The sequence below is a fragment of the Exiguobacterium sp. s132 genome, assembly GCF_018617235.1.
In the GTDB taxonomy this organism is placed as follows: domain Bacteria; phylum Bacillota; class Bacilli; order Exiguobacteriales; family Exiguobacteriaceae; genus Exiguobacterium; species Exiguobacterium profundum.
This window is the reverse complement of sequence record NZ_JACSJU010000001.1, coordinates 562,260-584,301: the sequence shown is the minus strand read 5'-3', so window position 1 is coordinate 584,301 and position 22,042 is coordinate 562,260. Positions and strand designations below refer to the sequence as shown.

The 22,042-nt window shown below is 47.9% G+C and carries 27 protein-coding genes; 1 reads left to right on the top strand and 26 read right to left on the bottom strand.

Annotated elements, in window-relative coordinates:
* The first annotated feature begins 85 nt into the window (after window positions 1-85).
* Window positions 86-961 (top strand): YitT family protein, encoded by an 876-nt coding sequence (locus KNO78_RS02995; RefSeq protein WP_159562136.1) that lies wholly within the window; start codon window positions 86-88, stop codon window positions 959-961.
* Window positions 962-1,003: 42 nt separating this feature from the next.
* On the opposite strand, the gene KNO78_RS02990 is transcribed toward KNO78_RS02995, so the two are convergent.
* The 26 genes from KNO78_RS02990 to KNO78_RS02865 form a co-directional block, all read right to left on the bottom strand.
* Entirely contained in the window at window positions 1,004-1,462 is a 459-nt protein-coding gene (locus KNO78_RS02990) for a GreA/GreB family elongation factor (protein WP_214691028.1), read from the bottom strand.
* A 64-nt stretch (window positions 1,463-1,526) separates the two neighbouring features.
* Window positions 1,527-2,210, bottom strand: a complete 684-nt coding sequence (locus tag KNO78_RS02985) for a zinc metallopeptidase (protein ID WP_074037177.1) — start codon at window positions 2,208-2,210, stop codon at window positions 1,527-1,529.
* A gap of 38 nt (window positions 2,211-2,248) precedes the next feature.
* A complete protein-coding gene (locus tag KNO78_RS02980; protein ID WP_214691029.1) occupies window positions 2,249-2,866 on the bottom strand; it encodes a DUF1405 domain-containing protein in 618 nt (205 codons plus the stop codon).
* 96 nt (window positions 2,867-2,962) lie between these two features.
* Window positions 2,963-3,757 carry a menaquinol-cytochrome c reductase cytochrome b/c subunit gene (locus KNO78_RS02975; protein ID WP_015881479.1) on the bottom strand — a complete coding sequence of 265 codons (795 nt, stop codon included), beginning with the start codon at window positions 3,755-3,757 and terminating at the stop codon, window positions 2,963-2,965.
* Window positions 3,758-3,790: 33 nt separating this feature from the next.
* A complete protein-coding gene (gene qcrB, locus KNO78_RS02970; protein ID WP_015881478.1) occupies window positions 3,791-4,462 on the bottom strand; it encodes a menaquinol-cytochrome c reductase cytochrome b subunit in 672 nt (223 codons plus the stop codon).
* Between the two features lie 19 nt (window positions 4,463-4,481).
* Window positions 4,482-4,982 carry a QcrA and Rieske domain-containing protein gene (locus KNO78_RS02965; RefSeq protein WP_214691030.1) on the bottom strand — a complete coding sequence of 167 codons (501 nt, stop codon included), beginning with the start codon at window positions 4,980-4,982 and terminating at the stop codon, window positions 4,482-4,484.
* Window positions 4,983-5,092: 110 nt separating this feature from the next.
* A complete protein-coding gene (locus KNO78_RS02960) occupies window positions 5,093-5,533 on the bottom strand; it encodes a DUF2487 family protein (RefSeq protein WP_214691031.1) in 441 nt (146 codons plus the stop codon).
* 160 nt (window positions 5,534-5,693) lie between these two features.
* Complete coding sequence (locus KNO78_RS02955; protein WP_015881475.1) at window positions 5,694-6,227, bottom strand: ReoY family proteolytic degradation factor; 534 nt, start codon at window positions 6,225-6,227, stop codon at window positions 5,694-5,696.
* 23 nt (window positions 6,228-6,250) lie between these two features.
* The gene (locus KNO78_RS02950) at window positions 6,251-7,525 is read right to left on the bottom strand and encodes a tetratricopeptide repeat protein (protein WP_159562131.1); all 1,275 of its coding nucleotides are present in this window, start codon (window positions 7,523-7,525) and stop codon (window positions 6,251-6,253) included.
* Window positions 7,526-7,554: 29 nt separating this feature from the next.
* Entirely contained in the window at window positions 7,555-8,805 is a 1,251-nt protein-coding gene (gene aroA / locus KNO78_RS02945) for a 3-phosphoshikimate 1-carboxyvinyltransferase (RefSeq protein ID WP_214691032.1), read from the bottom strand.
* Window positions 8,802-9,857 (bottom strand): 3-dehydroquinate synthase, encoded by a 1,056-nt coding sequence (locus KNO78_RS02940; RefSeq protein WP_214691033.1) that lies wholly within the window; start codon window positions 9,855-9,857, stop codon window positions 8,802-8,804. The genes aroA and KNO78_RS02940 overlap by 4 nt, the downstream gene beginning before the upstream one ends.
* Window positions 9,851-11,014, bottom strand: coding sequence for a chorismate synthase (gene aroC / locus KNO78_RS02935; RefSeq protein ID WP_074037184.1), 1,164 nt, complete (start codon window positions 11,012-11,014; stop codon window positions 9,851-9,853). The genes KNO78_RS02940 and aroC overlap by 7 nt, the downstream gene beginning before the upstream one ends.
* 9 nt (window positions 11,015-11,023) lie before the next feature.
* On the bottom strand, window positions 11,024-11,803 hold the full coding sequence (locus KNO78_RS02930) for a CheR family methyltransferase (RefSeq protein ID WP_159562127.1): 780 nt from the start codon (window positions 11,801-11,803) through the stop codon (window positions 11,024-11,026).
* Window positions 11,804-11,904: 101 nt separating this feature from the next.
* Window positions 11,905-12,324 carry a nucleoside-diphosphate kinase gene (gene ndk / locus KNO78_RS02925; protein ID WP_214691034.1) on the bottom strand — a complete coding sequence of 140 codons (420 nt, stop codon included), beginning with the start codon at window positions 12,322-12,324 and terminating at the stop codon, window positions 11,905-11,907.
* A gap of 92 nt (window positions 12,325-12,416) precedes the next feature.
* Window positions 12,417-13,379 (bottom strand): polyprenyl synthetase family protein, encoded by a 963-nt coding sequence (locus KNO78_RS02920; RefSeq protein ID WP_074037186.1) that lies wholly within the window; start codon window positions 13,377-13,379, stop codon window positions 12,417-12,419.
* Between the two features lie 3 nt (window positions 13,380-13,382).
* Window positions 13,383-14,084 carry a demethylmenaquinone methyltransferase gene (locus tag KNO78_RS02915; RefSeq protein WP_015881467.1) on the bottom strand — a complete coding sequence of 234 codons (702 nt, stop codon included), beginning with the start codon at window positions 14,082-14,084 and terminating at the stop codon, window positions 13,383-13,385.
* A 20-nt stretch (window positions 14,085-14,104) separates the two neighbouring features.
* Window positions 14,105-14,677 (bottom strand): heptaprenyl diphosphate synthase component 1, encoded by a 573-nt coding sequence (locus tag KNO78_RS02910; RefSeq protein WP_214691035.1) that lies wholly within the window; start codon window positions 14,675-14,677, stop codon window positions 14,105-14,107.
* A gap of 126 nt (window positions 14,678-14,803) precedes the next feature.
* Window positions 14,804-15,076, bottom strand: a complete 273-nt coding sequence (locus KNO78_RS02905; protein ID WP_015881465.1) for an HU family DNA-binding protein — start codon at window positions 15,074-15,076, stop codon at window positions 14,804-14,806.
* A 109-nt stretch (window positions 15,077-15,185) separates the two neighbouring features.
* Window positions 15,186-15,896 carry a hypothetical protein gene (locus KNO78_RS02900; RefSeq protein ID WP_214691036.1) on the bottom strand — a complete coding sequence of 237 codons (711 nt, stop codon included), beginning with the start codon at window positions 15,894-15,896 and terminating at the stop codon, window positions 15,186-15,188.
* Between the two features lie 5 nt (window positions 15,897-15,901).
* Window positions 15,902-16,102: a DUF2768 domain-containing protein gene (locus KNO78_RS02895; RefSeq protein WP_015881463.1), complete on the bottom strand. Its 201-nt coding sequence runs from the start codon at window positions 16,100-16,102 to the stop codon at window positions 15,902-15,904.
* A 96-nt stretch (window positions 16,103-16,198) separates the two neighbouring features.
* Window positions 16,199-17,224 carry an NAD(P)H-dependent glycerol-3-phosphate dehydrogenase gene (locus KNO78_RS02890; RefSeq protein WP_196430566.1) on the bottom strand — a complete coding sequence of 342 codons (1,026 nt, stop codon included), beginning with the start codon at window positions 17,222-17,224 and terminating at the stop codon, window positions 16,199-16,201.
* 17 nt (window positions 17,225-17,241) lie between these two features.
* The gene (gene der, locus KNO78_RS02885) at window positions 17,242-18,552 is read right to left on the bottom strand and encodes a ribosome biogenesis GTPase Der (RefSeq protein WP_015881461.1); all 1,311 of its coding nucleotides are present in this window, start codon (window positions 18,550-18,552) and stop codon (window positions 17,242-17,244) included.
* 137 nt (window positions 18,553-18,689) lie between these two features.
* Window positions 18,690-19,838 (bottom strand): 30S ribosomal protein S1, encoded by a 1,149-nt coding sequence (gene rpsA, locus KNO78_RS02880; RefSeq protein ID WP_214691037.1) that lies wholly within the window; start codon window positions 19,836-19,838, stop codon window positions 18,690-18,692.
* A gap of 154 nt (window positions 19,839-19,992) precedes the next feature.
* A complete protein-coding gene (locus KNO78_RS02875; RefSeq protein ID WP_159562123.1) occupies window positions 19,993-20,616 on the bottom strand; it encodes a lysophospholipid acyltransferase family protein in 624 nt (207 codons plus the stop codon).
* Complete coding sequence (cmk, locus tag KNO78_RS02870; protein WP_074037194.1) at window positions 20,613-21,287, bottom strand: (d)CMP kinase; 675 nt, start codon at window positions 21,285-21,287, stop codon at window positions 20,613-20,615. Before cmk ends, KNO78_RS02875 begins: the two co-directional genes overlap by 4 nt.
* 74 nt (window positions 21,288-21,361) lie before the next feature.
* Window positions 21,362-22,027 (bottom strand): flagellar brake protein, encoded by a 666-nt coding sequence (locus KNO78_RS02865; protein WP_074037195.1) that lies wholly within the window; start codon window positions 22,025-22,027, stop codon window positions 21,362-21,364.
* Window positions 22,028-22,042 lie beyond the last annotated feature (15 nt).

The following is a 22,042-nucleotide window of genomic DNA, read 5'->3' as shown; positions in this document are numbered from 1 at the left end:
AGCCGACTCGTTTCTGAATGTCATATGTTCAGGGTAGTCAATCGAACTGTTTTTCGAGTACTCTATCTAAGGGGAGGTGAACCTGATGACGGTACAATTACCGATTCGTGTTCGAAATATTATTTTTATCTTAATAGGTTCTTTTATTTTTGCATTCGGCGTTTATCACTTCAACGTCCAAAACAATTTGGCCGAGGGTGGGTTCACCGGGATCACATTGATTCTCCGCGGACTGTTTGATATATCACCTTCTGTCACGAACTTGGCATTAAACATCCCACTCTTTTTCATGAGTTACAAGTTGTTAGGTCGCACGACCTTCATCTATACGCTCATCGGGACATTCTCTTTTTCAATTTGGTATGCACTCATCGCCAAGTACTCGACGCTCGTCATCGATTTGACAGATGACATGGTGCTCGCAAGTCTTTTCGCCGGTCTCTTCATCGGGGTCGGGCTTGGCATCATCTTCAACAATGGCGGGACGACGGGCGGCGTCGATATCATCGCACGACTCGTACAACGCTATTTCGGATGGTCGATCGGGAAGACGTTTCTCATCTTCGACTTCTTTGTCATCGTCCTCAGTTTGACGTACCTCGACATTCGTGAGGCGATGTACACGCTCCTCGCCGTCTATATCGGGGCGCGCGTCATCGACTCGATGCAGGAAGGGACATATGCTGGTAAAGCGGCGATGATCATCAGTGACCATCGGACTGCCATTGCGGATGGCATTCATGCGACGATGAATCGAGGCACGACTCGACTGCTCGCCAAAGGTGGTTATTCAAACCGAGAACTCGAGGTCTTATATGTCGTCGTCGGCCGTAACGAAGTGAACCGTTTGAAGACAATCGTCAAACAAATCGACCCGCATGCGTTCGTCACGTTCCATCACGTGTATGAAGTCGGAGGCGAAGGGTTTACGTTCGATGAAAATCGGATGCCTTTGAAATAAGCAAAAAAATCGCCTCGTTCACAGGGATGAACGGGCGATTTTTTATGGTTCGATGTGGAGCACCTCGACTTGAATCGTACCTCCTGGCGTTTCGATTTGAATTGTTTGACCAATTGTCGCACCCATCAAACGACGACCGAGTGGCGATGTCACGGATATGCTTCCTCGTTCTATATCCGCTTCTGCCTCACTCACGATTCGATAGCGCTCGGTCTCTACTTGTTGTAGTTCCCGAATCACGACCTGATTACCGAACGTCACGACTTCCGAACGTTCCGATATAACGATGATCGCGTCATCAAGGAGGTGATTCAGTTCTAAAATATCCGCCTCGATCCGTTCATATTCATGTACCGCTTCACGATAGGTGACGTCTTCACGGAAATCACAAAATTTTCGAGCCGTCCGTATCCGTATACGCGCATCCGTTCGCTCTTTTTTTAGCCTCACAAGTCGATCTGTCAATTGGTGATGACCTGTCTCTGTCAGTTGCGGTTTCATTGACAACAATTCCTTTCGTCAAAAAATTAAAAAATCCCGCCTACCGACGGGATTCCATTCAATCCTATTCATCACGCGGCATAAAGACGATGAGTGCCAAGCGAATAAGTTCGGCAACCGCAACGAGCGTTGCAGCAACGTAAGTCCAAGCCGCGGCATTCAACACTTTACGTGCACCTGTCTCTTCTGTCGCCGTCACGATTCCGTGAGACGTCAATTGCGCCATCGCTCGTTTCGATGCATCGAACTCGACCGGTAACGTGATCAACTGGAACACGACCGCCCCGAGCATCATGATGACACCGAGTTGAGCCAACCCGAGTGCCCCGAATAAGAATCCTCCGAGTAACAATGGGAACGACAAGTTCGACGTGATGTTGACGACCGGAACAAGGCTGTGGCGGACGCGCATCATCTTATAGTCTGTCGCATCTTGAATGACGTGACCGATCTCGTGCGCAGCAATCGCGGCAGACGAGATTGTCGACCCTTGATACACTTCGCGAGACAAACGAACGACTTTATTGACCGGGTCATAGTGGTCGCTCATGAGTCCGTCGACCATTTCGATTCTCACGTTGTGCACACCGTTTTGTTTCATGATGAAATCAGCGACTTGTGCACCTGTGACACCGCTTTGGAGCGGTTGTTTCAAAAACTGCTTATACGTACTTTTCACTCGCATCTGGGCCCATAGGGGGATGAGCATGATCAGTGCAAGATAGAAAATATAGCCACCTAATGACATTTTCTATTTCACCTCTGCATGTATTTGATAATTTGATTTTACATTCTTATGACCTTATTTTCAAGCGATGGACGTAGGACGAAGGCATATCCCATAAAAAAACATAATCCTGTCAACCAAAAGGAGCCGTAGCCGATCCACATGATGTGTTCTGCCAGTGACGGATAACGTGGCCATTGACCGAGTACATAATCGACGACGTCATTATGAATTACCCAAATTAGCGTACATACAAACGAGGTGACCGTCCATTTCATGAATGGCGCGTAGATGAGCGCCTGTAAGGCCATTGCACCGTGAGAGACCATCAACATGACGGCCATCAAGATGGTCAAGGTCGGCGCATCCGGTGATAACGTGCCCAAATACATGATGTTCATAATCACGGCCCAGACCCCGTATTTAATCAACGTGATGAAGGCCAGCGTCTCGAACAACGGGGAGCGCTTGTTAGCTAACCAAAGTCCGAGGACAATCGTAAAGAAGAATGATGCTGTCGGACTATCCGGTACGAACAGCCAATAGATGTACGGTGTGTCACGTAATTGAGGCTCGTACCAGATATACCCGTAAATCGTCCCTCCCAAGTTGATGATCAATAGAATAGTCAATACAATCCGATGCATCAAGAACGGTTTTAAAAACATGGGGTTCATTGTCTCAATCCTTTTTCTTCAGTTTTCTTCAGTTTATCGTATGCGTCGTGCAGAAGTAAAAAAGTGTAGCCCGATATTCAGGCTACACTTGATGACTTACTTGTTATTTTCGCCGCCTTCACCGTATGAAGCGATGAACTCAGACATGGCTTGGAGATCTTCATCTGAACCATCCCACTGACCAGCTGGCATCGTACCGACACCGTTGACCGCGATTTCCGCGATTTCTTCAGCCGTATACTGTGTGCCGACGAGTGCTGGAGCCGCTGCTCCACCTTCTAGGTTTTGACCGTGACAGTTGACGCAAGATTGAGCTGAATAAATCTCATATCCTGGAGCCGCTGTATCGATTTCAGGACCTTCACCCGGAATTTGAAGCTCACCTTGTGCATGAACTTGATCCCAGTGTGTCGTTTGAACAGATTCCCAAGTCAAGTAGAAGACCGAGAGAATTCCAAGTAACATGAAACTGATCGCGACTGGACGTTTCGCCGGTCGACGCTCGAGACCTTGGTCAAGCCATGGTGCAACGAGAAGTGCCGTGAACGCCAAGCCTGGAATAATGACTGTACCAAGTAAGATCCAGTCCCCAGCAGCGAATTGATATTTGAGTAATTGATACAAGAACAAGAAATACCAGTCCGGCAACGGAATGTATGACGTGTTCGTTGGATCGGCGATATTTTGAAGCGGTGGTGCTTCGACAATAGTCAAAGCGATGAATCCGATCAAGAAGACCGATCCTACCATCCACTCTTTAAGCAAGAAGTTCGGCCAGAACGCCTCTGTGCGTCCTGGGTATTCTGAATAGTCTTTTGCAATGTTTTGTTTCCGATTCGAGATTCCTACTCGAGAGTCGGTTACAAATTTCATCCCTTTACCGCGATGCATATCGTTTCTCCTCCTTTTTCTCCTCGAATCGGCTTATAGCGGTCCAGAAACCCCTTGTTTACGAATCATCAAGAAGTGGGCTCCCAACAGTCCGAACAATGCCGCCGGTAAGAAGAAGACGTGAATTGCGAAGAATCGTGCGAGTGTGCTCGCCCCGACAATCTCACCACCAGCGAGAAGTGTCTTCGCAATACCACCGATAACCGGTACACTTTCAGCGATTTGAAGCGTAACTTTCGTTGCGAACAATGCCTTCATGTCCCATGGAAGCAAGTATCCTGTGAGTCCGAGCGCCAAGACGACGAAGAACAAGAGAACACCAACGACCCAGTTGAGCTCACGTGGCTTCTTATACGATCCCGTGAAGAACACGCGGAGCGTATGTAAGAATAACATGACGATCGCTACAGATGCGCCCCAGTGGTGCATCCCACGAACGATTTGTCCGTGTGCGATCTCATTTTGCAAATAATACACCGACGCGTGCGCGTTGATGATATCTGGTACGTAATACATCGTCAAGAACATCCCTGAAAGGATCTGGATGACGATTGTAAAGAACGTCAAACCGCCAAAACAATAGACAAATGCAGAGAAGTGATGAGCAGGGTTGACGTGTTCCGGTACTTCATGGTCTGCGATATCGCGCCAGAGCGGTGTGATGTCTACGCGTTCATCGACCCAGTCATAAATTTTTTGTAACATCGGCTAGTTCCCCCTCTCATTACTGAGCGACTGGACTACCTAAATATAGGAAGCCGTCTTTTTCTTCTTTTTCATAACGTGCAAGTGGTGCTGTCGGCGGTGTACCTGGAATGTTCGTTCCATCTTTTTCGTAACGTCCCAAGTGACACGGACAGAAGAATTCTTGTGGACGAGTCGGATCACCAGCGAATGCTACCTGACAGCCAAGGTGTGTACAAATCGGAGAAAGTGCGATGATCTCGCCACTATCTGTTTTGTAAACCCATGCTGAAAGCGTTTCTTCAAATTCATACCAAGCATCTTGTGTTTGTTTCTTAAAGTCGACACGTTGCGGCTCAGTCGTGATGTCATCAAGACTCATTACTTTTACTTTGTTGCCTGCACCAGTTTTTTTCAAAACCGGATCGATCGCAAAGTTGACCATCGGACTGATCAATGTTGCCGCCATAAAGCCACCTACTCCAGTCAGTGTGTACGTTAAGAACTGACGGCGCGTGACTTTTGACCCATTTTGAGCCATTTCGTTCCCCCCTCATTCGTGTGCATAACCCCATAATTCTTTATGCATTCTTCACAAAAATTTCTCACTCAACAAAATAGTATATCAATAAAACCTCTACGTCAACCGCTTCATGTCGCCATCCAACGGCTCGAAAGTTCCGTGATGACTTGTGTCGCAAAATTCTGGACCATCGTGTGCGCTTGATCGCTTGACATCGATCCAAGCGCGAGCGGCGGTACGAACAAAATCGGCAAATCAAATGCTTTGAAACGGACGTCTGACGCGATAAACAATACGTGAGAAAATCCGGATGAATTTGCTTTCGCCACCACATCCTGCGCCAATTTCACACCAGCTTCCACATCGGTGTAACTGATGGTCGGGCTGAGCATCGTTCGACCAGATAATTGACGTTCTGTCTCAGCCGTGACGGCATGAATCACTTCATAGCTTTCGGCTTTACGAACCATATCTTCACCAAACGCCAATTCTGCGAGCGGAACGATGAGCGTATCGACGTATTGTCGTTCGGCAATCGAGCGAAGTGCCCCTTGACTATCGAACCTCATCTTTTCCCTCCTCTCCTTCATATCTCATCATGTCTATTGTAGCGTACATGACTTCGCTCACCTTTCAAAGTTATGAACGAACTGTGAAATAATTGTGTATTCCTACGTAATTAATATACCAAAAAACAAGCGCCTACCGGAACGGAAGCGCTTGTTTTTTTCAAAATAATTTAGATGCTCGCACTTGATGAAGTTGAGTCGTCAGATTGCGGAATAAATTCTCGTCTCGTCGGTCGAGCGCCTTATCGATTTCAATCAGCAATCGTTCTTCTTCAAATTGAGCAACCGATGCTTGAATGACCGTTTGAGCAGAAGACGAGACTTCATCTCTCACTTCTGCCACCGGTTCAAACGGATTCTGTTCGACGATGTCGACCCAGTTCTCATCGATCATCATGCCTTGAAAATTTAACTCTACATAGATTGGCCCATCGTGTAGACGGATGTCATGATAAGCCTTCTCAGGATTCATGGTCACAAGGTCTCCCCGTCGGTATCGAAACGGTTCACCGTCAAACCCGTACGCTGTCATCACGAGACTTCTTGGTGAGACCGAAGCGTTTGTCACGAAATGAACGTTGCCAAGCTTTTCAGGATGTCTTAACCAATAGTCAAGAATCCACTTTGCTTCACGTTTCCGAAGCGTATGATGAGCGACGAATCGCTTCAAAAAATTACGTTTCCGCTCGACCATCTGACCTCATTCCCTTCCCTTATTCATTCTACGTCATCAGACAATTGTTCGAGCTGTTCTTCGAGCGCTTGGCGATCATCGAGGTCGACCACCAATGCAAGCGATTGCTCGACCACACGTCGCGCGTCTTGTCTACGACCTTCCTCTATCAACAGTGTAGCCCATTCCGTCACAAATGACACGTCCTCTTTCATCATCGGTTCAATTGAGGCATATAGACTGACCGCTTCGTCGTACGCTTCGAGCTCATATTTCGCCTTCGCCTTGTACCATGTCATGAGCGGCGACGTCGCATGATCTTCGAGTGCATCGATGGTTTCGAGAACATCATCGAATTCTCCTGCTTCAAATAAAATCGATAAGAGCAATTCGGTCGCTTGTAACGACTCTGGATTTAACACGAGCGCCTCACGAAGTTCTTTAATGGCACCGTCCCGATTTCCGAGTTTGAGAAGCAGTCTTGCTTTGACGTGGCGTAGTTCATCATTATAATCGTCGCGCGTGATACCTTGATCGACGATCTCAATAGCCTCTTCCGTTTGCCCGATTGCATCGAGTGCCTCGGTATAGGGCAAGTAGAGCGACGTGAAGTCTGGGTCCATCGCCTGAAGCTCTTTGAACTGCTTGATCGCCACTTCCTCACGTCCGATCCGATGAGCCGTCATCGCATGACCGAAGACAGTGTTCAAATCGCGATGTGTGGCCCGCTCATATTCTTCGAGCGCCTCTTCAAACGATCCGACCATCGTGAGGGCCTCCGCGTAATCCGCTTGATAGTCGATTTCAACCGGCAACTTCATCTTCGGAAGTCGCGCATAGAGTGGAATGGCTTGTTCAAATGAACCGGTAGAGGCATACAATTCAGCCAATCCATAGATGAGTAAAGGTTCATCCGGATTTTTCTCGAGCGCCTCCATCAGTTTCTTCACTGCCACTTCATCCAATCCTTGCGATTGATACAGGTCAGCGAGGAGGACGAGGCTCCTCACTTGCGTATCTGCGTCATCCGATTTGATTTTTTCAAGCACGGCAATCGCTTCCTCTTCACGGTCACTATCCAAGTACGCTTCCGCCAGCGATAGGGCGACATTCGGGTCTCCCTCATAGTCGACGTATAGTTTTGAGAGAACGGCTGTCGCCCGGTCGGCAAGACCTAACTCTAAATAGAGGTCGGCGATGGCTAAACGGTCATCATCCGACCCTTCCTTCTCAAGTTCTTCTAGATGCATGAGTGCATGTTCCGTCTCACCTGACTCAAGCATCTCGATTATATGTGTTAAAGCTGATTCATCTAGCATGGTTCGTCCTCCTGGGCTTCGGTTTGTCGTTATTCTATCTTACGTTGAACCCGTTGTAAATCTTCACGGAATCGAGGATAACTGACATCGGATGCCTCGATCCCCTCGATGTGAACGGCTTCATCGGTCATGAGTGACGCAATCTGTAACATCATGGACAAGCGATGGTCTCCGTAAGTCGAGACATCTCCTCCATGAAGGCGACTCGGATTGACGATGAATCCGTCCTCAGTGCCGACGATGTCCACACCTAACTTCCGTAGTTCCGAGACGACCACGTCAATCCGGTCAGTTTCTTTCACGCGCAGTTCCGCTGCGTCTTTCACGATGGACGGTGAATTCGCTTGAGAGGCGACGAGTGCGAACAGTGGTAATTCATCAATCTGTGAAGGAATGAAATCCTTTTCGACGACTGTGCCGGTTAGCTCACTCGTCGTGACCGTGACGTCTCCGACTCGTTCTTCACCGACCAATCGTTCGTTCGAAATGACGACATTCGCACCCATCCGTTCGAGCGTACGTAAAAATCCAATCCGTGTCTCATTCAAACAGACGTCCTTCGTCATAACTGAACTGTCTGCCACCATGGCCGCCCCTGCCCAGAAAAACGCAGCCGATGACGGGTCTGCCGGTACGTCGACCGTACATCCTGTCAATGACGAAGGTTCGACACGGATGACGCGTAACCCTTCCTCGTTTACAATCGATAGCTTCGCACCGAATAGGGGCAACATGCGCTCGGTATGGTCACGTGACAACATCGGTTCTCGAACAATCGTTGTACCCGAGGCATGTAAGCCCGCGAGCAGGACGGCCGACTTCACTTGGGCGCTTGCGACCGGTAACGTATAGTCAATGGATCGAAGCGTCGTTCCTTCGATGACGAGGGGTGCCATATCCCCTGTCACGTGTGCGCCCATGTTTCGTAAAGGCTCAGTAACGCGTCGCATCGGACGCCGGGATAACGATTCATCGCCTACGAGTTCAAACGACCCATTATAGCTGGACAAGAGACCGATCAGTAGGCGCATCGTCGTACCTGAATTCCCACAGTCTAGACGTGCCGAGCGCGGAGACGCAGTCCCCTTAATGACTAGTTCGTCTTGCAGTTCTGTCACGTCGGCTCCAAGTGATCGAATCACCTCGAGCGTCGAACGACAATCGGCACCTAGGAGTGGATTCCGCACGTGCGTCGTCCCGTTCGCCATCATCCCGAATAACAGTGCCCGATGTGTGATGGATTTATCACTCGGTACACGGATAGAACCGTTTAAACTCATCGTTCCCACCATCCTTTCATCTGTTCAAACGTATGTCGAAGATGTTCGAGCTGTACCGACTCCACAGTGATCGTTTCACGAAGTAACACAAAACGAATTACACCATGTCGGTTCTTTTTATCCAGCATCATTTTTTCCACGTAGTGGTCGAATGGTTGCCAATCGATTGGCGTGACGTCGTTCGAACGCATCCAATTGAACAATCGCTTCGCTCGAACTTCATCTCCTGACACGAGGAAAGCGAACACCATCCCATGTAAAACCGCTTCCCCATGTGGGATACGATAGGCTTCCACCGATTCAAGGGCATGACCGAACGTATGCCCGAAGTTAAGCCAAGCACGAATGCCTTGTTCTCGCTCGTCCGTCTCGACAATGGTTTGTTTCACTCGAATCCCACGGGCAAGCCACGACACCCAATCCAACGGTTCGTTCTCGTTCAAGTCTAAAAACAAGTCGTCCTCGAAAGAAGATTCGAGGACGTAACGTGATAAGTACGCATGTTTCAATAACTCACCGAGACCGCTTCGCACTTCCTGGACGGGCAAGGTATTCAGTCGACTGACGTTGTAATAGACGCCTGACGGTTGATAGAATGAACCGATTGCATTTTTCGCAAAGGGGTGATTGACTGCCACTTTGCCTCCGACAGCCGAATCGTGAGCCAAAATCGTCGTTGGCACTTGTATGTATGGAACGCCTCGCATGTAGACACTTGCTAGAAAACCAGCCAAGTCGCCGATCATTCCACCGCCAAAGGCGACAATCAGTGTTTGGCGGTCACATCCGTGGCGCAACCCTTCTGCGACAAGCTGCTCGAGCTGAGATAGCGATTTCGACGCATCACCTGCTTCGACGACGGACGAAACGACGTGGGAATGGGTCAGATTCAACGTAGAACGGAACGACTCTCCGTAAAGAGACTCGACATGTTTATCCGTAACGACCCATAGCATCGAATAACTGGACCAATCAACTGAATCGATCCAACGATCCTGTTTGTCCAAGACGACTTCGTATGGGGTCGATGCTGAGATTGAAATCGTTACCATACTCGCAACTCCTCCCGATACTCATCGACCCGATGTTTGATTCGTTCCATCGTGTCGTGCCCGAACGTCTCACAAACTTCCTTCGCGACTTCAAATGCGATGACTGCCTCAACGACGAGGGAAGCGGCAGGCACAGCGCACGAGTCACTCCGCTCGATTTGAGCTAAAAACGCCTCTTTCGTATCGATATCGACCGATTGTAAGGGTTTATAGAGCGTAGGAATGGGTTTCATGACGGCTGAACAAAGGATTGGCATCCCCGTAGTCATGCCCCCCTCAAATCCACCGAGATGGTTACTGAGTCGCGTATACCCATCATCCCCGTATGCGATCGGGTCCATCACTTCAGAACCCGGACGATACGCCATTTCAAACCCTTCACCGAATTCAACACCTTTAAATGCGTTGACACTCATGACCGCTTGTGCGATTTTCGCATCCAGTTTACGGTCGTACTGCACATACGAGCCAAGTCCCGGTACAACACCATGTACTTCTGTACACACGATTCCACCAATCGAGTCTCCATTTGCCTTGGCCTCATCGATTCGACGCATCATCCGCAACGCGGCCTCTTCATCTAACGTACGTACCGGTGAGGCATCAACGACCGCTTGTGCTTCTTGAAGCGAATCAAATGTGCACGACTCCGCCCGTTCCCCACCAATCACTTTGACATAACTAAAGAGGGATACCCCGATTTGTTGAAGGAGTTGCTTACAGAAAGCCCCGACCGCTACACGAGCCGCTGTTTCTCGTGCGCTTGAGCGCTCCAATACGTCACGTAAGTCTCGATGGTCGTATTTCATCCCACCGACCAGGTCAGCATGTCCAGGTCTCGGTCGAGAGACGCGGCGTTTCACTTCGATATCGCTCTCAATCGGTTCAGCCTGCATGACGTGTTTCCAATGCGTATGGTCTTTATTCTCAATCCAAAATGTGATGGGTGCACCTGTGGTCACGCCATGCCGTATGCCCGAGCGAACTTCTACCTGGTCGGACTCGATTTGCATGCGGCGCCCTCTACCGTAACCCGATTGACGTTTTTTTAACTCTGCATTGATTTGAGAAATATCTATAGAGAGTCCGGCCGGGGCCCCTTCAATGATGACCGTCAGACCGGGACCATGTGATTCACCAGCTGTCAAATAACGCATCCGTTCACCTCATCCATCCATTTTTTCATAAAAGAAACTTTGCTTCATTGCATAGCCGTAACGTTTCGGTTGGAAAATTTGTTCCGTCCCACCGACAAATAGCATCCCACCTGGACGTAACGCCCGTTGGAACGACGTATATACCTTCTCTTTCGCCTCTTCAGTGAAGTAAATCAAGACATTTCGACAGACGATCAAATCAAAATTGCGTTCGTACACATCCGCTAACAAGTTATGCTTTTTAAACGTCACCAGCTGCTTGATTTCATCTGAAATATAATAGTCGTCGCCACGACGGGTAAAGTAGCGCTTCTGAAACTCCTCAGGCAAATCGATGAGCGCCCGTTCATGGTACTTTCCTTGCTTCGCTTTTTCGATGACGACATCATCTAAGTCCGTAGCCATAATTGAAAATTGAGATGGGGCAAGATGTTTCGACAACAACATGGCAAGTGAGTATGGCTCTTCTCCGGTTGAACAGGCAGCACTCCATACGCGAAGCTTCCCTTGACTCGAGCGAATCAGATGCGGGAGGATATCCTCTTCAAGCTGTTGCCAACGAATCGGGTTGCGATAAAATTCACTCACATTGATTGTCATCCGGTCGAGAAACTCTTCATAAAGTTGACGATCTGTATCCATCGCCTTCAAATACTCTAAAAACGATGCATACCCCTTCTTTTCGCGTAGTGCGACCATACGGCGCTTCATCTGCGCCTCTTTATATAAGTTCAAGTCAATACCCGACTTGATATAAAACTTTTTTACAAAGATGGCATAATCATTCATCACCAATTTCAACCTCAATTCTTTCTCATTTCCGCATTCTTGTGACCTCAGGCGATTCAAAGGGAATCAAAAAGGGACAGGTTTCCCCGTCCCTCGAAAAGTCATGAAACGTGTGAAACCACTTCAGCGAACCAAAGTGAGAGTTCACGTTCCGCGCTATCCACACTATCAGAACCATGAATCACATTTTGTGACATCGTCGATGCAAAATCACCGCGAATGGTTCCTGGTTGAGCATCCACCGGTTTCGTCTTCCCGATCATTAAACGAGAGACGGCCACGATGTCTTCCCCTTCCCATTCCATCGCAACGACAGGACCAGAAGTCAAAAACTCGACCAATTCACCAAAGAACGGCTTTTCTTTATGCTCTGCGTAGTGTGCCTCTGCGACCTCAACTGACGGTGTCACCATTTCGAGACGGTTCAACGTATATCCTTTGTTTTCGAAGCGTGAGATGATTTCCCCAATCAATCCACGTTTTACCCCATCAGGTTTAACCATTAAAAATGTCTTTTCCATTCCCCAAATCCCCCTAAGTCTATAAATGTGTACGTTGTACGTATTTAGTGTACACGGTCCAACACATTTTTGAAAGGGGTTACATGGGGCATTTACCATTTGCGTTTCCCAATATATTGCGCAATTTCAATTAACGACCGCTTGTCTGGAACATCCGGCAACCCGTCTAGTCGGCGGATGGCACGGTTGACGTAGCGATCAATCGTCCGTTGACTGCGTTCTAACGTTCCGTTTCGTTGCACTTCCCGGACGAGAGATTTCGTCACTTCCGTATCCGTCGAGGCGTTCACTTGACGGAGACGTTCATAAAAGTCGGAATCCTCAGATGAATATAGGAGCGGTAACGTTTTATGACCGTGCTTCAAATCTTCCCCGACCGGCTTACCGAGCTGAAAACTCTTAGCGGTAAAATCAAGCAAGTCATCCGTCATTTGAAAAGCCATACCGATGTCATATCCAAACAGACTTAATTGCCTCACGATTTGTGGAGACGCTCCAGAGATGACAGCTCCTGCCGCACAACTCGTTTCAATCAACAGAGCGGTCTTTCGCGCAATCCGATCTAAATAGCGCTTCGGTGATTGCCCCCACTCAAATTGATCTTGGATTTGATTGATTTCACCGACACAGATTCGTTCCATCGTATCTGCCATGATGCGCATCACTTCTGGTGAATCAATTTCGGATACGAGACGAATCGCTTCTCCGAATAACGTATTCCCTGTATACATCGCTACTGTTTCATCATATCGTTCCATCACGGTTGGTTTGCCACGACGGAGCATCGCGTCATCGATGACATCGTCATGGACGAGTGATGCCATATGAATCAACTCAAGACTTGAGGCAACTTTCGTCAAACGGATATCTTTCGTCTCACCAAACCCGGCGCTCAGTAAGACGAAGGCGGGTCGGATGCGCTTGCCACCGGCATCGAGTAATTGGCGCGATGCCGATTCAATGACAGGGTGGTCCGTCCTGACTCGAGTAGATAAGAATTGATCGATTTGATCAATCTCTCGGTTCATATGACGATAAAGTCGCTTCAAAGACATGGTTCACCACTTCTTTCCTAGATGCATGGCACATGCACCTCCGGAGAATGTCTTCACTTCGACTTGTTCAAACCCGGCATCTTCGAACATCCGCTTGAGAGTCAAACGATCTGGGAACTGATCGGTTGACTCCTGCAACCACTTATACTGATCGTATGAACCGGCAAAGACCTTTCCAAAAAGCGGCATGACCGTTCCAAAGTAAAAACGGTACAACTCTTTAAAAAGCGGTGCTGTCGGTTGGCTCGTCTCGAGACAAACAACCGTTCCACCTGGTTTCAAGACACGGTGCATTTCACGCAAGACCGTCATATAGTCCGGAACGTTTCGGAGTCCAAATCCGATTGTGACATAGTCAAAGGAGTTGTCACCAAACGGAAGAGCCATCGCATTTCCATGAAGCAATTCGATGTTCGGCCAAGATTTGACCTTTTCCTCTCCCACTTTTAGCATGTTCTCTGAAAAATCGAGTCCTTTCACAACTCCCGTGTTTCCGGCAGCATCCGCTAATTGAATCGTCCAGTCAGCAGTCCCGCAACAAACGTCTAAACATTTAGCCCCCGGAAAGACGTTCATTTTTTTCATCGTTGTCCGTCGCCACCATTTATGAAGTCGGAAGCTGATAATCGAGTTCATCGTATCGTAGCTCGGAGAAATGGACTGAAATACTTCGTATACTTTTTGCTCTTTTTCTATCGGTTGCAACGCGTAACATCCTTTCCGTTCTAAGCGACCGCATGCGCGAGCAACGTCGTAAGTTGCTCCTTTTGGTCTTGTCTAAGCGCTGTCGCTTTCATTTCAATCATTCGTTTCCCGCTCGTTGTCAAATAAGGTTGTTCAATCAGTTCGGAAAGTGTTTGAATCAATCCGATGTTCGCTTCGAGCCAAACGTTCATTGAAACGTTCTTCTCAAGCAATAAGGTGCACTTCGCCGCATTGACCCGCTGTACAGACTGACCGAATCGATCACTGTATGATGATGGAAAGTCCGTCAAGATTTTATAAAACTGAGCCGATGCAAAGTCCCCGGCGAGCACTTTTAATTGGCGTGCCAAAGACCCGTTCGGGCTACTGTTTACTTGGTCGTGTAAATCAAGCGCTTGATGTGCGAAATAGGTTGCCATCACGAGTTGTCGATGCTCAATCGATTCCAAATCAATCATCTCGACCATCCAACGAAGCAATAACATGTCGACGGCTGGTACAACCTCGTGTTTCGTCAAATAGGGATGATTCATACGTGTTTCGATTTGACGAGCAAGGTCTGTGACAACGAATTCATTTGTCAACTGTTCCATGCTATCCCCCCTCGTCCACTTCATTGTCATTCTGACATAGTATAGCACATTTTTGTCACATTCACGTCATTCGAACTCGTAAACCCAACAAAAAAAGCCGCCTTTCGGCGACTTATGTATTGCAGATTACTTGACCGCATCTTTGAGCGCTTTACCTGCTTTGAATGCAGGAACTTTGCTCGCTGGAATTTCGATATCTTCTTTTGTACGTGGGTTACGACCTTTACGGGCAGCACGCTCACGAACTTCAAAAGTACCAAAACCGATCAATTGAATTTTCTCACCGTTTTGGAGTGCTTCAGTGATTGATTCAAACGTAGCTTCTACGATTTTCGTTGCTTCTTTTTTAGAAACATCGGCTTTCTCAGTAACAGCTTGGATCAATTCAGTTTTGTTCATCACGATTCACCTCCTCTCACAGGGAGTTTACGGGATTAATCATATCGTACAAACGTTGATATGACAACATTTTTTGCATGATTTCGCGACATTCACTATCAAAACAGGTTCAGTTGTTTAAAAAAACGACTTCTCCTTGTTCATCAATTGTGTATCCTTGCGAATAAGCTGGGGCGAATGGAGCATCTTTATAGAGCAAATAACGAATATCTTCGCCAATTTCCGGTGACTCATCCGTCTTTTGAAGCGCTTCCTTCACATCTTCGCGATAGTCTACAAACAGTTGTCCCGTGCCATCCACATAGATCGGAAGTTCACGATCCGAATAAGGACTTGGAATGGACGGCTCTTCTGTGACAAAGATTTTATCATAATCGAGCGTGAACTGATTCTTACCTAATGATCCGTCAAATGGGAACTTGCCTTCTTTTGCCCGAAATGCGTTGATGTTCGTTTGAAGTTGTTGCAACCGCTCAGACACACGCAAGTCGATCAGCTTCACGGTCGGTTCCGTCTCGACATCGACGAGGATATATTGGAACAACCCGCCACCTTCGAAACTATTCGCCGGTGGGTCCGCTAAATAGCCAGGTACGAGACGAGCGAATTCAACTGGGTAACGCTCCATGAGAGGCGTTTCTGCTGGTTTCGTTTTGATTGGTAATACCCCAGATTGCTCACGATAGGCATCGACCGCACTTTGTACCGTATTCAATTGATCTTCGTACGGGATATTGTTGGCCCGCTCTGATTCAGGAAACATACACCCTGCTAACAGTGTCGTCAAAACCAAACTGATAGCGACAATCTTTTTTTTCATCACGTTTATCCTCCAGTCGGTCCTGAGACGACGACAAAAATCATGATTACAGTCCCAAATAAGAAAATGATGAAAGCAATCAGTCTGACGAGCGTGGCGAACCAACCGCTCAGTTTCGTATGACTGAGTGCGACCATTAATGCAGCGATGGCGAAAGCCCCGATCCCTGCGAATGATATCCACATTTTGATGAGTGACGGTGTCACGTCTATCCCCCTACTTTCTCTATGTTCTCCAGACTTCAAGTTTAGCAAAAAAAAGCGAGGAACTGAACGAAAACGTCAGCTCCTCTCTCAATCTGTCTATTCTTCAAAATGAAAAACTTGTTCCATCTCGTGTTTTTGCGGGCGTCTCATCAATTTTTTCACTTCATCATGAGGACTCTTCCCTTCAAACAACACGTTATAGAGAGCCTCTGTGATCGGCATCTCCACACCCGCTTCTTTGGCGAGGGAATGGGCTGCTTCACAGGCACGGACGCCTTCGACGACCATTCCCATGTTCCCGAGAACGTCTTCTAATTTTTCACCACGACCGATGGCGTTACCAGCTCGCCAGTTACGGCTATGTTGTGACGTCGCCGTCACAATCAAGTCTCCGATCCCTGTCAATCCTGAGAACGAGGCCGGGTTCGCTCCAAGCTTCACGCCAAGTCGAGCAATTTCGACAATCCCACGAGTCATGAGGGCAGCTTTCGCGTTGTCCCCATAACCAAGCCCATCCGTCATACCCGCCGCTAGGGCGATGATATTTTTCAGTGCTCCACCGTACTCGGCTCCTACGACATCAGAATTCAAGTACACGCGGAACTGATCGTTTGTGAGGAGCTCCTGCACTTCATCCGCGACATCAAGGTCGGCACATGCGATTGTGATGGTCGTCGGTTTACGGACCGCAACCTCTTCAGCATGAGTCGGTCCAGTTAATACACCGATTGCCCGACGCTTAGAAGGATCGATTTCTTCGGCGATGATTTCTGAAAGGCGCTTATGCGTTTTTGGTTCGATCCCCTTCGCGGCATGAACGATGGTGACAGGTTCCGTCAACAATGTGTTCAATTCCTTTGAGACAGGACGAATCGCCGAACTCGGGACGACGAGAAAGACGATACTTCGACCGTCTAACGCTTCTTTCAAGTTCGTCGTCGCACGAATTGATTCAGGTAATGGCGCGTCTTTCAAATAAAACGAGTTCGTATGTGACGAATTGATTTCATCCACATGTTCTTGTTCACGTCCATAGAGCAGGACATCATGGCCATTATCCGCTAACACGAGCGAGATGGCCGTTCCCCAGCTCCCCGCTCCGATGACAGCTACGTTTGCCATAAGTGGCACCCCCGTTATTAGTTTTTCTGACGAGCCACGATGTGAATCGGTGTCCCGGTGAAGTCAAATGCTTTACGGATTTGATTCTCTAAATAACGTTTATACGAAAAATGCAACAACTCAGGATCGTTGACAAACAAGACGAACGTCGGCGGCTCGATGGCCACTTGAGTTGCGTAGTTGATCTTCAATCGTTGTCCTTTATCCGTCGGTGTCGGGTTCATCGCGACTGCATCGACGATGACATCGTTCAATACGCTCGTCGAGATACGACGGCGATGTGTTTCTGCCACTTGTTTGATGACAGGCAACAATGTCTGCAAGCGTTTTGACGTGAGCGCTGATAAGAAGACAACCGGCGCATAGTCGAGGAATAAGAATTCTTGACGAATCTTCTCTTCCATCTTCTTCATCGTCTTATCATCTTTTTCGACGGCATCCCATTTATTGACGACGATGACAATCGCCTTCCCGGCTTCATGCGCGAGACCTGCGACACGCTTGTCCTGCTCGATGATTCCTTCTTCCCCGTCGAGGACGACGAGAACCACGTTCGAGCGTTCAATCGCCTTTTGTGCGCGCATGACACTATAACGCTCTGTCGATTCATATACTTTTCCGCGTTTACGCATACCTGCCGTATCGATGATGACGTACTCTTGTCCGTCACGTGTGAACGGTGTATCAATCGCATCGCGAGTCGTACCTGCAATGTTTGAAACGATGACACGCTCTTCACCGAGGATTGAGTTCGTCAAGCTTGATTTCCCTACGTTCGGGCGACCGATCAATGAGAACTGAATCACGTCTTCGTTGTATTCGTACTCGTCTTTTTCTGGAGCGAGTTCAAATACTTGGTCTAACAAGTCACCGAGTCCTAACCCGTGCGTACCCGAAATCGGGAACGGATCTCCGAATCCGAGGGAATAAAACTCATACATGAGATCTCGCATTTCAAAGTTATCGACTTTGTTGACGGCAAGAACGATCGGTTTATTCGAACGGAACAACAAGTTCGCAACCTCTTCATCAGCCGCCGTGATCCCTTCACGTCCATTCACCATGAAGATGATGACGTCTGCTTCATCGATGGCGAGTTCCGCCTGATGACGCATTTGAACGAGCAACGGCTCGTCCCCTACTTCGATCCCACCTGTATCGATTAAATGGAACTTACGGTTGAGCCACTCTCCTGTTCCGTAAATACGGTCACGTGTGACACCCGGTTTATCGTCGACGATCGAGACACGATCACCGATGATACGGTTAAAAATTGTGGATTTTCCGATATTCGGACGGCCAACGATGGCCACTACTGGAATTCCCATAACAACACCTCACTAACTTTCTATCAAAATTTCATCATTTCATCATTTCGAAACGCAACTTACCTATCATATCACAGGCAAAATTAAGTGACCATACAAAAAGAAGCGGGAGCATGACTCCCGCTTGAACGATCATCTTATTTAGAGTCGTCCGAAGAATCATCACCTGTCAATTCCGAGACAGAGAATCCTCCTTGGTCGCTATATTCATCAAGTAACGCTTGATCATCATCTTGACGAGTCGGTTCAGATGATTCGAGCGCACGCATCGACAATGAGATTTTCTTATCATCGAGATGAACATCTAGCACCTTCACCTTCACTTCTTGGCCTTCTGACAAGACTTCAGACGGCGTCGCGATGTGACGGTTCGCAATTTGCGAGATGTGAAGCAGACCTTCCACTTGTGGTGCGACTTCGACGAACGCACCGAACGTCACGAGACGTTTGACAGTTCCTTCGATGACATCTCCCGGCTGGATCTTCCCTTCGATGGTTTCCCACGGACCAGGTTGTGTCTCTTTAATGGAAAGTTTCACTTTTTCATTATCTAAGTCGAGCCCGAGCACTTTCACTTTCACGCGGTCGCCTTCAGTTACGACGTCGCTCGGCTTCTCGACGCGGCTATGTGCCATTTCCGAGATGTGAACGAGACCGTCCACGCCACCGATATCGACGAACGCCCCAAAATCAGTTAATCGTTGGACTGTTCCTTCGATTACTTGTCCGACTTCAAGCGATTCGAGCGTTTCTGATTTCTTCGCGCTCATCTCTTCTTCGACAACTGCTTTATGTGACAAGATGACGCGATTTTTTTCGCGGTCAATCTCGACGACTTTTACGGTAATTGGGTTATTCAAGTATGACGAGAAGTCTTCGACGAAGTGACTTTCGACAAGGGATGCAGGGATAAATCCACGGATTCCAATATCGACGACAAGACCACCTTTGACCTTATCTTTCACCATCACTTCAAACACTTCACCTGATTCGAATTTTTCAACGATGCGATCCCATGCTGCTTCGGCATCGACGTCTTTTTTCGAAACGACTACTTCTTCGTCCGTGACCTTTTTCACTTTGACACGAATCTCGTCGTTCACTCGGAGTGATTCGTTTAAATCGTCTAGATGCATGCTTGATACTTCGCTAATTGGCAAAATCGCTTCGGTTTTATAACCGATATCGATCAGCGCTTGCTTATCCTCGATTTTGACGACTGTTCCGGTCACAATTTGACCACGATTAATTTCAAAATCAGGCATATCTTTCATTTCTTCGACCATTCCAACACTACCCCCTCACGATGAGTACAAAAAGGAGCGCCAAAGGCGCTTACACCTAGTATAAATCTCTTATAATTCCGAGAATTTGTCAAGGCGTTATGAAGATTGTACCTCTATTGAAAGAAGTTTAAACCTCAATTCCACAATCCGTTTTTTACTTCGTGAACGAGTGCTTCAAGTAGAGTTCGGAAATCGTATCCATGATCAAGTCGGCCGCTTCTTGCGCACTCGCCTTACGTGCTTTCAATTCTGACAAGTCGATCGGCTTCCCGATAACGACACGGAGTTTTGCGCGAAACTTATACTTGCCAATGATGGCAATCGGTAAAATATGTGCATCCGAACGCATCGCAAAAAAACCGACACCGGCTTGCGCCTTTCCAAGCGTACCGTCTTTTGAACGCGTTCCTTCCGGAAAGATAGAGATGACTTCATCCTCTTTCAACTTTTGAAGCACGACACGAAGCGCTTGTCGGTCACCTTCCCCACGAGATACTGGAATCTGACCTGCACGCTTCAAAATATGCTTCAGTACCGGGACACTAAAAAGTTCTTTCTTCGCAAAAAATCGGAGCGGACGCTGCTTTGGAATCGCACATGCGAGAAGCACCGGGTCCCAATTTGACTGATGGTTCGAACAGACAAGGATCGACCCGTCCATCGGAACATTCTCCCGACCGATGAATTCGACCTGAAACGAGAAGCGTTGAATGACGTTCACGACGCCTCTCGCCAATCGATACATGCCGAACGGTCCATTGTTTAATGGCTTGCTCATGCTTTCACCTCTTCAATTAATCGTTCAATTGCTTGAACCACTCCGTCAATGGACAACGTCGTCGTATCGAGGAAATGGGCATCTTCAGCTTGACGGAGAGGTGCCACTTCACGCTCAGAATCGCGTTTGTCACGAAGCGCAATCTCTTCGATCAGTTGTTCATAGTCGCTCGGGATGCCTTTCGAGATATTTTCTTCATGGCGACGACGGGCACGTTCTTCGACCGAAGCGGTCATAAACACTTTTAAATCGGCATTCGGCAAGACATGTGTTCCGATATCGCGGCCGTCCATGACGACACCGCCTTCTTTAGCCAAATCACGTTGAAGATCCATCAAGGCATCACGCACTTCAGGTTGACGTGCGACGAAACTGACGTTATTCGTCACTTCACTCGAGCGAATGACAGACGTCACTTCTTCCTCACCGTCAAATACGCGTTGTCCCTCTTCCGATGGGACGAGTCGTAATGACATGTCCTCGATCATCTGAGCAAGTGCTGGTCCATCTTCGAGCGCAATCCCTTCGTTCAAGGCGCGATACGTTACCGCCCGATAGATTGCACCTGTATCGATGTACACATACCCTAATTGTTTCGCAAGCGACTTGGCAATCGTACTTTTCCCAGCACCCGCCGGTCCGTCTAAAGCAATTTGTAATGATTTTTTCATACAAAACGGGTATCGAGTGTTCCCGATACCCTCCTCCTCTCGGTCAATAATCCCGAGAACATCATAACAGTTTTTTATCTTGAAGAAAATACAGACCCTGTCCGCTTTCGCGCTTCAAGCTGAACACGGAAGCAGTATCGTAAAATCGTCTCTTGGTCACGAGGGGTCAAATCTTCAAATGCCAGAGACAGTTCTTCTTTCACTTCCTGTTTATGTATGCGCACAAGACGGCTCTTAAGACGGAAGTTCTGGGGCGAGCCATGCTCATCCTCAATTCGAAACACGACAATCAGGGACTCATCTACTTCGATTGGAGCGCGGTTGGCGATGATTTTCATCCCCCCAGCAGATATGTCAAGAGATGTTGTTTCGAACGATTCGAAACTTTCCTCATCGGTTGCAAGAACGGTCACGTCAATCATTTCTGGAACACGTAAATATTCACGACGCTGAATCCGTTTGATTTTTTTCTCATCTGGCAAATTGAACGCATAGCGTAATGTCATTTGGGCATCGCTGATTCGCTTCACGACTTTCGTGTCGAATGCGAACAGCTGATTGTCTCCTTGGAAGAAAAAGACCCGCATGGCCTCCTCTTCATGTAAAAAAAATGTTTTGAGCGTCATCATGTCACTCGGCGACTCAATCCATACGACTTGATCGGTTATGGCTGCAATTTTCGTTTTCCCCTCTGCACGCCCTTCCACTTCGATTCTCAGTTCTTGACCTTCTTTTAACATACTGATTCTTCCCCT

What these genes read in the sequence shown, in the direction of transcription:
- KNO78_RS02865 (WP_074037195.1), bottom strand. Translation starts at nt 22,027, where the DNA reads ATGTTAAAAGAAGGTCAAGAACTGAGAATCGAAGTGGAAGGGCGTGCA.
- KNO78_RS02905 (WP_015881465.1), bottom strand. Translation starts at nt 15,076, where the DNA reads ATGAACAAAACTGAATTGATCCAAGCTGTTACTGAGAAAGCCGATGTT.
- KNO78_RS02910 (WP_214691035.1), bottom strand. Translation starts at nt 14,677, where the DNA reads ATGGAACAGTTGACAAATGAATTCGTTGTCACAGACCTTGCTCGTCAA.
- KNO78_RS02965 (WP_214691030.1), bottom strand. Translation starts at nt 4,982, where the DNA reads ATGGCTCAAAATGGGTCAAAAGTCACGCGCCGTCAGTTCTTAACGTAC.
- KNO78_RS02980 (WP_214691029.1), bottom strand. Translation starts at nt 2,866, where the DNA reads ATGAACCCCATGTTTTTAAAACCGTTCTTGATGCATCGGATTGTATTG.
- der (WP_015881461.1), bottom strand. Translation starts at nt 18,552, where the DNA reads ATGGGAATTCCAGTAGTGGCCATCGTTGGCCGTCCGAATATCGGAAAA.
- qcrB (WP_015881478.1), bottom strand. Translation starts at nt 4,462, where the DNA reads ATGTTACAAAAAATTTATGACTGGGTCGATGAACGCGTAGACATCACA.
- KNO78_RS02930 (WP_159562127.1), bottom strand. Translation starts at nt 11,803, where the DNA reads ATGAATGATTATGCCATCTTTGTAAAAAAGTTTTATATCAAGTCGGGT.
- aroA (WP_214691032.1), bottom strand. Translation starts at nt 8,805, where the DNA reads ATGAGTTTAAACGGTTCTATCCGTGTACCGAGTGATAAATCCATCACA.
- KNO78_RS02940 (WP_214691033.1), bottom strand. Translation starts at nt 9,857, where the DNA reads ATGGTAACGATTTCAATCTCAGCATCGACCCCATACGAAGTCGTCTTG.
- KNO78_RS02950 (WP_159562131.1), bottom strand. Translation starts at nt 7,525, where the DNA reads ATGCTAGATGAATCAGCTTTAACACATATAATCGAGATGCTTGAGTCA.
- KNO78_RS02890 (WP_196430566.1), bottom strand. Translation starts at nt 17,224, where the DNA reads ATGGCAAACGTAGCTGTCATCGGAGCGGGGAGCTGGGGAACGGCCATC.
- KNO78_RS02995 (WP_159562136.1), top strand. Translation starts at nt 86, where the DNA reads ATGACGGTACAATTACCGATTCGTGTTCGAAATATTATTTTTATCTTA.
- ndk (WP_214691034.1), bottom strand. Translation starts at nt 12,324, where the DNA reads ATGGAAAAGACATTTTTAATGGTTAAACCTGATGGGGTAAAACGTGGA.
- KNO78_RS02960 (WP_214691031.1), bottom strand. Translation starts at nt 5,533, where the DNA reads ATGAGGTTCGATAGTCAAGGGGCACTTCGCTCGATTGCCGAACGACAA.
- aroC (WP_074037184.1), bottom strand. Translation starts at nt 11,014, where the DNA reads ATGCGTTATTTGACAGCTGGTGAATCACATGGTCCCGGTCTGACGGTC.
- KNO78_RS02985 (WP_074037177.1), bottom strand. Translation starts at nt 2,210, where the DNA reads ATGTCATTAGGTGGCTATATTTTCTATCTTGCACTGATCATGCTCATC.
- KNO78_RS02975 (WP_015881479.1), bottom strand. Translation starts at nt 3,757, where the DNA reads ATGCATCGCGGTAAAGGGATGAAATTTGTAACCGACTCTCGAGTAGGA.
- KNO78_RS02990 (WP_214691028.1), bottom strand. Translation starts at nt 1,462, where the DNA reads ATGAAACCGCAACTGACAGAGACAGGTCATCACCAATTGACAGATCGA.
- KNO78_RS02920 (WP_074037186.1), bottom strand. Translation starts at nt 13,379, where the DNA reads ATGTCTTTGAAGCGACTTTATCGTCATATGAACCGAGAGATTGATCAA.
- KNO78_RS02900 (WP_214691036.1), bottom strand. Translation starts at nt 15,896, where the DNA reads ATGAAAAAAAAGATTGTCGCTATCAGTTTGGTTTTGACGACACTGTTA.
- cmk (WP_074037194.1), bottom strand. Translation starts at nt 21,287, where the DNA reads ATGAAAAAATCATTACAAATTGCTTTAGACGGACCGGCGGGTGCTGGG.
- KNO78_RS02955 (WP_015881475.1), bottom strand. Translation starts at nt 6,227, where the DNA reads ATGGTCGAGCGGAAACGTAATTTTTTGAAGCGATTCGTCGCTCATCAT.
- rpsA (WP_214691037.1), bottom strand. Translation starts at nt 19,838, where the DNA reads ATGGTCGAAGAAATGAAAGATATGCCTGATTTTGAAATTAATCGTGGT.
- KNO78_RS02875 (WP_159562123.1), bottom strand. Translation starts at nt 20,616, where the DNA reads ATGAGCAAGCCATTAAACAATGGACCGTTCGGCATGTATCGATTGGCG.